Below are 13,479 nucleotides of genomic sequence, written 5' to 3'. Positions count from 1 at the left end.
ATCTGTTACAAGCGTTTTCGTAGACTTCCAATAAGTGAAATGGCAGCCCATTTCAAGGGAAAGCCTGAGTTCAATTTAATGAGAGAAATAACTCAGATTAGTTTACCTCACGCCAATAGATTATTTTGTCATGCCCTCGATAACGACCAAAATACGCACTTGCCCGCGGTTCAGTGACCTCTGTTGGCGATACGCCATTCCAATTCCAGTACCATTCTAGCCATGTCGGCACATCCAAGGGCGCCGTCACTTGGCCGCGGTATGGCAACCCACTTGTTGTAACGGCTTGCCAGAGCAACTCAAATTGGCCAGCTTGGAATGTTGCAGTCCCGCCAGAACGCACAACACTTTGTCCCGCCACTAAGTCGGGATCAAAATTGTAACCCAGAGCGGAATGATCAACCTGCGAACCCAAAGCATACACTGCCGTTGTGCAGTTATCGGCAGTATTTAAGGCCCAGCTGCTGCCATTCCAATATTCGGCTCGAGTCGGCATACGCAGTATTTCTGTCTCAGGACCATAGGTGTTATCCATCACCACACGACCATGACGAAGGGTTTGAGTGCTGATTTTCTTAGCATTACAGTTAGTGCAAGTGCCTGTAGATGCCGCATCCATGTCTGGTGAGGCCACATAGCTGTAAAGCCCATTCGGCCGAGGATCGTTATCCATCAATTGCACGCCAATATCGAGCAGCTCGAAGGGGCCATCCTGATACAGATTCGTCGCCACATTTGGGGTCACCCGACTAAAGTTAGCTTGGTAAGAAGCATCGACCGTCGCCACACCTTGATTCCAACTATCAGCCTTTATAGGTAAGGCACTTAAGCGACTCTGTAAATCGACACCATTATTGTTGTTTTCTCCCACTAATTTGGCAGTGGCGAGGGAAAATGGCGGGAAATAGTTTTTCGTTATATCCCCCGCGATATTTAAAGCACTGAGCTCCATCGACATAGGGAACAGCTGATCCATATAGCTAAAGCCGCCACAGGCAGGTATGACCGATACGTTACTGATTAAAAATCTATCGGGCACAAAACGGCCAATATTAGCTGAATATCCAATTGGAATATTTAAGCTGCTTGCCGTCCCTAAATAATTTGGGCTCGCCTGCGCTGCAATTTGGAATACTCCAACTTCGCTGATGGTCTGATTACTGATGGTATTGAAATTATTGGCCTGCGCCGAGTGGCTATAGGATGCCACGCCTAACGTCCCATCAAGTCCGCCGTTGGCAATGCTTGGCGCAACGGCTTTGCTGGCAAGCTTCATCTGCGCATCACTAAAGTTAGGCGTGGATAAGTTGCCCGAACAAAAGTCCGGATCGCCATCTTTTTCCCATGCCATCGCTTGTACTGTCATGCCGAAACTTTGTCCGGCTTTACGGTAAGCATTGCAGCTCATATTCGCACTTGGGCAACTGGCACTGGCGTCCACAGGCTTAACACACAATCCCGCGGGTACGCTGACAAATTGGTCTGAACCTGCCATGACTAAGCCCTGTTCATCACCAGTACCTGTATATTTTGCATCTAATTGTAATTTACCTGCATCAGGGTAATTTACTAAAATACTTGCTTGCCCGTTGGTATCAAACAGCAGGTTCACCGCCGTAGGCGAGGCACTTGATGTGCTAATTGCCGTATTGTTGATGGTGACGGCTTTAGGCGAGATAGGCGCGCTTGGCGTTTGGTAACTGCTCCAGAAATTCAGCGTTTTAGTCTGGCTTTGGAAGCTTGGGACACACTGCTGAGTCTCATCGGATTTGTTCACCGCTTTGACCAACACATTAATAGGTTTATTGGCCAATTTATCGGGCACGTCGAAGATAAACCCACTGTCGGCGAAAGCCAGTGAGCAAGCATTCTCGCTCAAGGATCCTGAGCCAACTCTACAAAGGGTTTTGCTTAATGGTTTAGTGGTGGGATTAGAGCCTTTTACACCCAAGGTCACTTTACCTGGGATATTACGTCTTAACTGTAACTGAGTACTGCCATTACTAAAACTCACTTGATTACCGCCAACCCATATTCCTTCGGAGGCGGATTCGGGTAACAAGGTTGCCATCAAAGGATCGGTAAAGAGCTGGCTACAACTGGCGTTGGCACAGGCTCGAATCGTCACGGTTTCGGGATTACAGGTTAATCCCTGCCCGGTATGATCAAACTCAAAATGATCGATTTGGGCGCCAATAGGGTTAGATTTCAAGGCACAAATTTGCACATTATCAATTTCATGATTGTTATTTGAGCCACCAGTAGATCCCGTAAGTGACATCAAGAAGTCACTGGGGGTCGCCGCTTGCCCTGATTGTGCAATCGCATTAAAAGCAGGGATTAAGGTGACAAACCCCGACCCCGTATTACGTTCAACCTTCACTATCGACTGGCCCGAAACCTGCGAATCTATAGTAATTTTATATCTATAGGCTGGCGAGACATTGTTACCATCGACCGTGGGAGATAAACAGTTGCCATTGGTATTGCTGCTGCCATTGTTACAAGTCCCCTTCAAATAACGGTATCCTGAGGTACCAGTACCAGAGCCACGCACCGCAACAGATTGACGACGTTGGCCGATATTATAACTGCCACCTTCACCGGAGAAGTTACCAAACTCATCGATCCCAATACCCAACCAGCCGCCAGCAAAACCGCTAATCCCTGGCTTATAGCCATAACCTAAGGGACCGCCAAAGGCACCGGGTTGGGGCGTTATAGAAGCATCCGATAACACCACCGCAATGCCATCGGCACCATTACCACCATAGGCATAATGATCAAACTGGATCTCCACTAGGTTTGCCACGGCAGGAAATAATCGTTGATAGGTCGATGCAGTAGATTGATTAGATAAAGCTTCAGTTAAGCGTAAACGGCCACTACGAATCGATGGAGTAAAAGTGCCGCTACTGCGGGAAACGACCCAATCACTGCTTAGTGTAGTTTGGGAAAATGTATCATTAAAGCATTGTAAGACTGGTGCACCGGCATCATAAATCACCTTACTATTGCTCTCTAGGGTGACGTTTTTAGCACTGAGACGACCAGTTAAGACAGTGGTTTCTTGTAATGTTGCGTTACCAGCAACGTAATAACTCCCTTGAACTTTAGCACTACCTCTAACCAATAAATCATTCTTAATATAGACATCTAATGTGCTTAACCCTATAAATTGCGATACTCCATCGATGATGAAACTACCTTTAATATACAATTTTGTATCACCCGTACCCACTATATTTAATGTGCCTGAATTAAGATTGAGATCGCCATCAATGATATAAGTTTTACCAGCTTTTAAAGTCATAATGCTCGAATTAAAAAAGGTCAGATCTTTTATAACGTATGTTGAATAAGCCTCTGATACGGTGACATTACCGCCTGTATTAATCGTTAATGCGCCTATATCCCAACGACTACTATTAAATCGTTGACCATAACCCGCTGTCGTTCCAAGCTCTACAGAGGGCGTTGTCCAATTGGCTACAATATTGGTTGCAGAAGTAGAGCTATTGACAAAAGTGGGTGCAGCCCTTGCCAAACTGGGAGTCCCCGAAATCTGACACTTCCCTATACCACAAGCATTGGCATTCATTTCATGGTAATTTTTTACCGTTTTAAAGCAAACATCTAAAACATTATAATTTTCAATTAGCGCACCGCTTTGCATATAGAGTTCGCCGCTACTACTAAAACTCTGTATTGGCCCGGGGAAAACACTATTACAATCAATTGCGGCATAAGTTGGCGATGAGGTAAGAATAAAAAAGATAAACAGCAAGTTAGGCAATAAGCAACGCATATAATGAATTTGATAACGTGGTGCCAAGTTTAATATCATCAAAAGTCTAACCACGGGCTTCTACCTCAACTTGTCGGCTGACGCGAATCTCACCACTCTCACATACCGCTTTACTGTTAATTAGATATTGGGTGACAGTGTCTACGGCATATGCTTTACAACTAAGTTCAACACGGCAAGCATGAAAACCGACTACATTCGGTGGAGTCCAAGAACTGCTTGCCAAACAAATACCTACACTACCGTTTAATGGAAATAACTGTGCTAACGCGGCATCGGCGCCACTGTTCGCGGCGGCAAAGGCACGAGTCCCCCACACCTCCTGGGTTAATCCAGTATCGCCATCCTGCACAATATTGATCAGGGCTGACGCCAGTAGAAACATCACTGTGATCACAAACACGCCAATAATCAATGCACTGCCGCGTTGACGCGCAGGTAAAGCATGAGAGGACGATCTTGATAGTGATGATCTGGATGCTGAGTTACGCCCTACCGAGCGACAATGTGAATTAAGGAACATTGATCACCTGCACTTGATGTCGATATTGGAACGTCTCACCATTAACATTAAACCGCGGTTGTAAATGCACCATGGCATTATTCACTAGGCTAGATGGCGTTAAAATCAGCGGTAAATCAGCACCATTATTTAAAACATTTGCCACACTTTGCGCCATTAGCACGCCCGTGCCCATAGTGGCAGGCATAGCGGCAGGATTTGGCTGAATGGCATTAAAGCTATAACCAGCATAACGCAATAATTGTAATTCATTGCCGCTTGGCCCCTTTTCAAAGCAATAGCTCACTGGACTCGAACCAAAATAGATCCTTTGTCGTGGTGATGCTTCTGCAAAACGTGTTGGCGCAGTAAAAGTCAGCGTCACTTGATGCTCCAAAGGGGAAGGCGCAGTAGCAATCGTTTTAACCTGTGCCCGCTTTTGTCTCGCGCTGCTATACACATCGGCATCAATCAAGGGATAGATCCAAGCGAATTGATTCACACGAATCGCACTCACCGTATTATCTAGAATAACTATCCCAGTGCTCGCGGCAGCAGCAGGCACAATTGGCATGGTTAGATAAGTCGTGTTGGCTTCGATAGGCACAAATTCAATACATTGATAGGTTAGCGAATCAGTATTAACTCGCAGGCTATTAGGCAAGGCACTACGCAGCTCACGGGTCATTCGCTCAACGGCAAAACGGCTCTGACTGAGTACTTGATCGACCGAACTCGACTCCACAAAAATCCGCGTACCAAAAATAATAAAGCTACTCACCCCGACCACAAGAATCCCCAGAATCAAGATCACTGTGACCATCTCGACTAAAGTAAACCCCCGTGAGGATGCTTGCATACGCTGTGCAGTTAAAGAGCCCATTAGTAATTGCTCCTCACCAGATTGTAAGTGATCACTTCGTTGTCCGGCGTCGTCACATTAATCGTCACTAGCTTAGTATTGGACACTGCGCCATAAGCAACTGTGACGCTTAAGCGATAGTTAGGATAAGCATTTGCATAGGTTTGGGTCGAATTGAGCATAGTCGCGGTTTCATTTAAGCCGTTGTAATCATCCACATCGTTAAAGTTGTTACGACTCTCACCGAACTCAGGGCCTAATGACGTTGAACAATTACTACCGAGCGGACTACCACAGGCTGGTGTGCCACCATTGGCATTAGTGTTTTGATCGTAACGTTTACCCCAGATTTCATTCATCACCGAATGTGCAAGCTCAGCACTGCGTACTCTATGTAAGGTACTGGCCGCACGATCAGCTTGGGGGAATAACATGCTGGTTAGCATCACTATTGCAATGGCAATCACCAGCATGCCAATCACTAATTCGATAAGGGTAAAACCTAATTGACGAGCTTGAATATGTCCTTTAAAGAGAGCATTAGTTGGCATAAATATAGCCCTCGCTGGAGACATTAATCATCACAGTGTCATTTGCAGTCACGCGAATACAATCACCATTACAGCTTGGAAAAAGTCGGCCATCGATATCGAAATCAAGGCTAAAGTCGCTGCTGTTAGGGCTTACTAGCACTAATTGAGCACCACCTTGAAAAGCTTGGCTATAAAGCGGGTTTGGCAATAACGCAGTACCAGAACAAACCGCCTCATTTCGAGCAGAGAATTGACTCACTTGATAACCAGTGGCTGAGACGGTTACACGAAAACACCTGTCAGTATTATTGAGCGCTTTCTGCTGTACTTGACGCAATTCGCTAATGAACTCGTTACGTAGGCTATAAGCACTGTAGGAAGACTGGGTAAACAGGCGTGGCAGTACAACCACAGCAAGAATTGAAATCAAGATGATGGTGGTCACTAATTCTACTAAGGTAAATCCGGCCTGTTTTGACATAGAGAAGTTAAGCATCGCTCGGGTTAATTGCTGATTTCAAGTGCTAAGTTCAGTTTCTGCCAACTATATGATTAACGCAAATAAATGTCGGTAAATTCTTGGCGGACTCATTTCTTTAAAATAATGTAAGAACCGCATTTTACCTAAAAAAAAGGCCTGCTAGGCAGGCCTTTTTTAAATTACATATTTAACAACCTGAATCAGTTATGTCGTATTTTGGCAGTTCAGCTGGAGTTGTGATGGCGCCGTTATTATCAACAACAGCCACTTTCGCTTCTTTGTAAGTTAAGAAGCAACTAGCAGGAGCACCATGTGCATAAATTTTCGCAGAGCCAGCAGAACCAGAAGCCCCTGCTGTTTCAGCAATGATCCAATCTGCTGTAGTTGCCTGTGTACCACCACTAGCAGCTTCTAAATCAAAAGTAATGTCCATGCCAGCTTCTAACGAAGCCTTTGTTGCTCGCATATATCCATCAAGAGTTGCAACTGTTGCTGTATCCCCAATTGCCACCGTTGGTTGGACACCTTTTTCCTTGCCTGTTAGCGCAGCTTTAGAAAAGACTAAACTGTTAGCACCTTGGATTGCACCTTTTACTCCCTGTAATGCGGAAGCTCTTGCATCTTTTTGCAGGTTAATAAACTTAGGTGCCGCTGTGACAGCAAGAATACCTAAGATAATGATCACTACGACTAATTCAATTAAGGTAAAACCTTGTTGTCTTTTCATATAAAACTACCTTTCTTTCTAAGTGAGTACTCGTGTGAGTACTAATTAAGTTAAGTCACTTTTAGACTCTATTACTTTTAAACTAAGCTACTTAAAACATGAACAAAATAAAACTATTAATTACTGTCTATGGTACAAATGGTGTTTGAGTGAAGCTTAATACTCTGCCTGTGCCTGGGTTATACACTATTCCCTTAGCGCCTACCGTTGTTAAATCGGGGGCAGGAGTGGGTACGCCAGTTGTTTGATTTAGCACCAGTGAAGCTACTTGGTGATAAACACATAAATCTAAACCTGCGACGACTGCGCCAGTAATTGAGTTAGCACTGCCACCTGCGGCGTTAATAACACGAGCGGTATAACGTTGATTACGTGCATCTTGGTTAAATAATACGTTACGTGGAGCACTCTGCAACACAGTGTTAAACACTTCTTGGCAACTGGCATTTGTCATAGCTGTCGCACTGGTTACTGAAGTTCCCGTTGGATAGCCAAAACGTGTATCGACATTTACTGTGTTACCGTCGAGGATAACGCTGCTATTTTGACGCCCATCAACTTCCCACTGAGAACGCACAAAGCTAACTGCAGTCGATAAACCACCCGCAACACCGTCAACACTGGCATCTTCAGCATCATCGGTGACATTTAAGAATCGTGGGATCGCAGTTGCGGCGAGTAAACCCAAAATCACAATCACAATCACAAGTTCGATTAATGAGAACCCTGTTTGCTTAGTTTTCATATATATGTCCCCAGACCTCAGAAATTTTATTCTAACAGTTAAATCAATTTTAAAAAGCCATTGAGTTAACAATATTTTACGGAGCAGTCAAAAAAATGACCCTGCCAGAGTTCAGTTGATAGCCTAAACTATCGCCATTTTTAGACCGATAGTGGCAGCTATTATCCTTAACCAAATAATCCGCCTCTAAACCTAAATTATCAGTTTCAGCGCCCATTAACTGTTGCCACAAATCTTGGCAGCCTTGATCATTTAAGTGCTTAGGTTGTGGCCATCCTAAATCATTGATATCGACAACACTCGACTCAGTTTCTAGGGAGGGATTATCAAATACCTCCCAGTTCAACTGCAATTGCGCCGGCTTACCCAAAGACAACCACTGGGAACGCACCATCACCAGCACATTTAAAAAACGGGCGTGTTCCACTTCCAATCCACGAGCCGCTATTTGCGGTAGCGTAAAAAAATACTTAGCTCCGATCACCGCCATGATAACCAATACAATTCCAATGGCGATCATACGTCCATAGATGCGTAATAGATCGCTTTCAGCCTTTTGCTGAGTCTGCATTTAACCTCAGTTCCACGTATAAGATAGGAAATAAATATTATCCATATAGCTTACTTACCGCCTTTGACCACATTGAGCATATCCCACATTGGCAGGTATATTCCCAAGGCCAACACTAAGACAATCACGGCCACAAAACCGATCAAAATTGGCTCCAATTTCGCGGTGAGGTTCTTTAAATCATAGTCTACTTCGCCCTCATAGAAATCTGCCGCATCATTGAGTAATTGATCGATTTGTCCCGTTTCTTCGCCCACAGCCACCATTTGCAGCACTAGTGGCGTAAATAACTTGCTCTGATTCGATACCCTCAGCATAGAGTCGCCAGACTCTATGCCACGGCGCATACCGACTATCTTGTCGTGCATGTAGGCATTATCTACCGCGTCGGCCACTAAACTTAAGGCCTGCGTCATCGGTACGCCCGCACTGAGCATCATAGAGAAACTGCGACAATAACGGGCTAAAGTCGAACGCTCAATAATCGACCCTACGGCGGGAATGTGTAACTTCCACTTATCCCACTGCTTCTCACCTTTTTCCGTATGGTGCCAGTAACGAATGCCAATAATAGTGCCAATCAGCGCCACCAACATCAGCGCCCAATAATTCACGAATAGATTTGATGTGCCAATCAACACTTTTGTCGCCCAAGGTAAGTCGGCGCCAAAGCGGGAAAACATCTCGGCGAACTTAGGGATCACCATGATATTAAGGATCACCATAGCGAGTGCAATCGCAATCAATACAAACATGGGATAACGCATGGCCGATTTAATTCGTCGCCGCGTCTCTTGCTCACGCTCGATATAACCTGAAAGTTGAATGAAGGCATCTTCTAACTTACCCGTGTTCTCCCCCACGTGCACCATAGAAACAAACAAAGAATCAAACACATCGGGATGTTGATTCATGGATGATGACAAGGGGCGCCCTGCGGTGAGCTGCTCAGAAATATCATTAAGCGCATCTTTCATTCGCTGGGAATGCGCCGTTTCAGATAAGCCTGCTATTGCCCGCAAAATAGGAATGCCAGAACGGGTCAAGGAGTACATTTGTCGGGTAAAAATCTGTAATTCTTCTAACGCGACTTTGCCACCAAATAACTTAGTCAGTGAGAACGACTTAGCCACTTTGGCGACTTTGACTTCAAGGGGGATAATGCCACGCGCCAATAGCATGTCAGCAGCGGAACTTTCCGACGCGGCATCCAATTGTCCCGTAACGGATTGACCTTGACCACTGCGTCCACGGTATTGATAAATTGGCATAATTACGCCTCAACGCCTTGTTGGCTAATAATATCCTTCGACAAAGGTATCTGAGATTCACTCACGTCTTCCACCAACTTAGCGACCTCTTCAATCGTCGTCATGCCTTCGCTCAGATATTGCAAAGCTGACTCAGCGAGTGGGGTGAAGTTAGGGCTCTGCAACGCGGCTCTGGCAAAATCCTGCGGATTACCAGTACGCATAGCATCGATCATCTTTTCGTCTAGCTCGAGGATTTCAAAAATACCGATCCGCCCGCGATAACCACTGCCATTACAACTCTGGCAACCCGTGCCAATCCTAAAATTCGCATGGGTAAAATCTTTTCGGCTCACACTACTCAGCCAGGCTTTTTCCTGCGGTGTCGGTAGATACTCTACCCCACAGTTATGGCAGACACGGCGCACTAAACGCTGGGCAATAATCACCCTTAAGGCACTAGCAACTAAATAACTCGCAGCGCCCATATCGAGTAAACGCAGCGCACTGGTGACCGCATCGTTGGTGTGCAAGGTCGATAGCACAAAGTGACCCGTTAATGCGCCCCTAAGACCAATCTCCACGGTTTCTTGGTCACGCATTTCCCCCACCATGATGATATCGGGGTCTTGACGTAAGGTGGTGCGTAATACATTTGAAAAGTTTAAGCCAATCTTATGGTTAACTTGTACTTGGTTGATCCGCGGCAATTGATATTCAACTGGATCTTCGACCGTGATGATCTTACGGTCGGCGGTATTGAGCTCGCTCAAAATACCGTACAAGGTGGTCGTTTTGCCGCTACCCGTTGGACCTGTGACCAGTAGCATGCCGTGGGGACGTTTAATCTGTTTACGAATACGCGCCAAAATAGCAGGCGGCATACCGGTTTCGTTTAAGGTCAATAAACCCGCCGATTGATCGAGCAAACGCATCACCACAGATTCGCCGTGGTAAATCGGCATAGTCGACATACGCACATCGATATGATGACCTTTGATTTCCATATGAAAACGACCATCCTGCGGCAAACGTTTCTCGGAAATATCGAGACCCGCCATCAACTTAAGTCGCAATACTAAAGCGGCAGCAATATTAACTTCATTCAGAATCGTTTCATGTAGCTGACCATCGATACGCTGGCGAATACGTAAGGCTTTATCACCGGGTTCGATATGAATATCCGAGGCGCGCATTTGCACCGCATCTTCAAAAATCGACTGCAGCAACTTAACCACTGTGGTTTCATTGTCACTGTCACCCGACGTGAGGCTGGCTAAATCGAACATCTCATCGGCGGCGTATTCTTCTTCGAGCTTACCGGCAATCTGGGCAATTTGGTCTGTACGGCGATATAAGTTATCAAACGCTTGCAGCAGTTGCTGCTCGGGCGCTACCGCTAACTTCAAACGCTTAGGTGCGATAAGCATTTCGAGGTGATCGAGCGCCTGTAAATCCGCGGGGTCGCTCATCGCAACTAATACGCTATCGCCCCTGTCTTCAACCGCTAAAGCGCGGAAACGTCGTGCTTGCACCTCAGGAATAAGATGCACTACTTCCGCAGGGATAGGCATTTTACTGATATCCAGCAAAGGCACATTCAATTGTTGCGACAAGAACTGCAGTAACTGATGTTCAGTAATCGATTGCAAATCAATCAGAGTACGACCCAGTTTTTTGCCCGTATTGCGCTGCTCGGCCAACGCCTGTTGCAACTGCGCTTCAGTAATAATGGCTTCTTGAACTAACAGATCGCCCAAACGCATTTTTAATCTGGGTTTCATTGGCTATCTCCTAGCTGAGTCAAACGTTGTTCAATAAAGGCACTCGCCTGCACCGATAAGCCTCTGTGGCCTAATGCCGTCCGATAGGCTTGGCGTGCTTGGGGAAATTGCTGCTGCGAATCGAGCGCATAGGCCAGCCCCATCCACCATTTAGCCTGTTGAGGTTCTTGTTGTAATAATTGTCTATAGGCTTGCTCTGACAACGAAAACTGTCCTAACTTTTGCGCTAAATCTGATTGTGCCATCCACTTTTGTCTCGCCAGCGGATGCGTGTCAGGTATGTTGGCTAACGTCGCTAATGCGAGATCAGCCTGACCAGAGGCTTGCTGAACCCGAGCAAGCAATAAGGCAAAGTCTAACTGCTGTGGGAATAACAGCATGCCTTGCTGTAACACTTCACTGGCTTTGGCTAATTGACCTTGCCCATAATGCAGCGCAGCTAACTGCTTGCGCGCTTCATGCATACTGGGATCAAAGCCTAATGTTTGCTCATAATAACTAATGGCATCTTTGAGTTTGCCATCCCTTTCAGCCTCACTCGCTAAGGTGAACCGCTTCTGCGCCAGCTGCTTTGGGGTCAACTTCACCTCAGTAATCGCCATTTGCCCTTGCTCTTGGGGCATGAGTCGATTAGCGCCAGCATCTGCTTTAACTTCTTGTACTTTAAGCTCATTGATCGCGTTACGGTCATTATCGGCGGCAACACTGGCACGTTCTGACATCATTAATGCAGAGGGTGCGGCAGCAGTGACCTCGGCGCTTCGCACGCTCGATGTGACACGATTTGACTGTGAATGGCTTGGCTCGCTTGCCGTATCGACTAGGTCATCTGCGAGTGCTGAGCTGTCATCTTGTTGCCGTTGTGACTCTTGTTCAACCTCGTTTTCTGATTCAAATTCTTGCGGCTGATTAAGTACAACGTCGTCGACACTGGGTTCAAGCTCTTCACTCTTAGTCGTAAACTCCTGCGTAGTCGCAACTTTAAGCGGTTCTTCGACGACAACGACGCTTGCTGGAGACTGTCTCGAGGTAATCTTGTCTACCTGCACAGGCTCGATTTGAGTCTGAGTAGATTCATTTTGCCCATTTGTTTGAGCCGAAATAATCGCTTCAGCAGGCTTTGCCATGAAAAGTTGCCAGCCATAAACCGCGCCGCCACCGAATAGCAATGACACACCACAGAGCAGCACCCCATTAAACGGAGCCCGCCTGCGAGCTAAATATTGCACCTGTGGCTGAGCCACGTTGCTGAGCTCATGCCCCTGCTGACGCTTGTCGAGATCCTGCAGCATCTTGTTGATCACGCTCATACAACACCCCTGAAAAAGTGTTGTAATCCCAAACCGAAAGCCACTGTCATCAAAGTGAAAAAAGGCAACCATTTCCACGATAATAATCGGCGAATACTTGCATCTTCGGTGTCTTGAATTGCGGCTTTAACGTGGGAGGTTTGCACACGAGTAGCGCCTTCGCCGAAACTCAATAACAAGGCTTTATGGGCAAGAATATTGATCAATCTGGGGATCCCTCGGGACGCATAGGCTATCTGACGTGTTTCCCGTGATGTAAAGAGTGGTTCGCCCGCACGCCCTGCTATGGCTAATCGGTGGCGAAGATAAGCGTCGGTTTCATCCCATGTCAGTGGGCGAAGGTTGTAGCTAAAAGTAATACGCTGTCTTAATTGCCTAAATTCTTGGCGTTTAAGCCTGTCATCGAGTTCGGGTTGCCCAAATAACACTACCTGTAATAATTTGCGTGTCTCGGTTTCCAGATTAGTGAATAACCGCAGCGCCTCAAGACTGTCGTCCGGCAATGCCTGCGCTTCATCGAGTACCAATACGATGGCGTGCCCGTGGGCGCTCAAAGCTAAAAGCTGCTGTTGAATAAGTCCAGTGAGTTGCTGCTGGTCGATATTGCTGGTGTATTTAAGGCCCAGCTCACTCGCTACCGCCCAACGTAATTCAGCTGGCGTGAGATAAGGATTAGGCAAATATGCGCAATGAAACTGACTCGGCAATTCGTTGATGAGCTTGCGGCAAATCAACGTTTTACCAGTCCCCACTTCCCCTGTCACCTTGATAAAGCCTTCGCCCGTTTGCAGCGCGGTTTGCAAGACTTGCAAGGCTTCCACATGTGGCGACAGGCCGAAAAAAAATCCGGTATTGGGTGTCAGTGAAAATGGAGGTTGGCTTAGGCCAAAATGCTTCTGATACATA

At 46.3% G+C, this 13,479-nt stretch carries 12 protein-coding genes; all 12 read right to left on the bottom strand.

The window, feature by feature from the left end; all coding sequences use genetic code 11:
• Positions 1-97 precede the first annotated feature (97 nt).
• The 12 genes from L5L77_RS17670 to L5L77_RS17615 all read right to left on the bottom strand — a co-directional run bounded on the left by L5L77_RS17670 (position 98) and on the right by L5L77_RS17615 (position 13,478).
• Positions 98-3,862 (bottom strand): DUF6701 domain-containing protein, encoded by a 3,765-nt coding sequence (locus tag L5L77_RS17670; RefSeq protein ID WP_263223291.1) that lies wholly within the window; start codon positions 3,860-3,862, stop codon positions 98-100.
• On the bottom strand, positions 3,855-4,331 hold the full coding sequence (locus L5L77_RS17665; RefSeq protein ID WP_263223290.1) for an MSHA biogenesis protein MshP: 477 nt from the start codon (positions 4,329-4,331) through the stop codon (positions 3,855-3,857). Before L5L77_RS17665 ends, L5L77_RS17670 begins: the two co-directional genes overlap by 8 nt.
• Positions 4,321-5,193: a PilW family protein gene (locus L5L77_RS17660; RefSeq protein WP_263223289.1), complete on the bottom strand. Its 873-nt coding sequence runs from the start codon at positions 5,191-5,193 to the stop codon at positions 4,321-4,323. The genes L5L77_RS17665 and L5L77_RS17660 overlap by 11 nt, the downstream gene beginning before the upstream one ends.
• Positions 5,193-5,723 (bottom strand): type II secretion system protein, encoded by a 531-nt coding sequence (locus tag L5L77_RS17655; RefSeq protein ID WP_263223288.1) that lies wholly within the window; start codon positions 5,721-5,723, stop codon positions 5,193-5,195. Before L5L77_RS17655 ends, L5L77_RS17660 begins: the two co-directional genes overlap by 1 nt.
• Positions 5,713-6,201, bottom strand: a complete 489-nt coding sequence (locus L5L77_RS17650; protein WP_263223287.1) for a type II secretion system protein — start codon at positions 6,199-6,201, stop codon at positions 5,713-5,715. Before L5L77_RS17650 ends, L5L77_RS17655 begins: the two co-directional genes overlap by 11 nt.
• A 172-nt stretch (positions 6,202-6,373) precedes the next feature.
• Positions 6,374-6,913, bottom strand: coding sequence for a type II secretion system protein (locus L5L77_RS17645; RefSeq protein WP_263223286.1), 540 nt, complete (start codon positions 6,911-6,913; stop codon positions 6,374-6,376).
• 127 nt (positions 6,914-7,040) lie between these two features.
• The gene (locus tag L5L77_RS17640) at positions 7,041-7,658 is read right to left on the bottom strand and encodes a prepilin-type N-terminal cleavage/methylation domain-containing protein (protein ID WP_263223285.1); all 618 of its coding nucleotides are present in this window, start codon (positions 7,656-7,658) and stop codon (positions 7,041-7,043) included.
• Positions 7,659-7,734: 76 nt separating this feature from the next.
• Positions 7,735-8,229, bottom strand: a complete 495-nt coding sequence (locus L5L77_RS17635) for an MSHA biogenesis protein MshF (protein ID WP_263223284.1) — start codon at positions 8,227-8,229, stop codon at positions 7,735-7,737.
• A 50-nt stretch (positions 8,230-8,279) separates the two neighbouring features.
• A complete protein-coding gene (locus L5L77_RS17630) occupies positions 8,280-9,500 on the bottom strand; it encodes a type II secretion system F family protein (RefSeq protein ID WP_263223283.1) in 1,221 nt (406 codons plus the stop codon).
• A gap of 2 nt (positions 9,501-9,502) precedes the next feature.
• A complete protein-coding gene (locus L5L77_RS17625; RefSeq protein ID WP_263223282.1) occupies positions 9,503-11,263 on the bottom strand; it encodes a GspE/PulE family protein in 1,761 nt (586 codons plus the stop codon).
• Entirely contained in the window at positions 11,260-12,573 is a 1,314-nt protein-coding gene (locus L5L77_RS17620) for a tetratricopeptide repeat protein (RefSeq protein ID WP_263183607.1), read from the bottom strand. Before L5L77_RS17620 ends, L5L77_RS17625 begins: the two co-directional genes overlap by 4 nt.
• Positions 12,570-13,478 carry an ExeA family protein gene (locus tag L5L77_RS17615; protein WP_263183609.1) on the bottom strand — a complete coding sequence of 303 codons (909 nt, stop codon included), beginning with the start codon at positions 13,476-13,478 and terminating at the stop codon, positions 12,570-12,572. Before L5L77_RS17615 ends, L5L77_RS17620 begins: the two co-directional genes overlap by 4 nt.
• Position 13,479 lies beyond the last annotated feature (1 nt).

Source organism: Shewanella sp. SM29 (assembly GCF_025654245.1).
In the GTDB taxonomy this organism is placed as follows: Bacteria; Pseudomonadota; Gammaproteobacteria; order Enterobacterales; family Shewanellaceae; genus Shewanella; species Shewanella oncorhynchi.
Note: the sequence above shows the minus strand (reverse complement) of the source record. Positions and strands in the feature narration are given on the sequence as shown.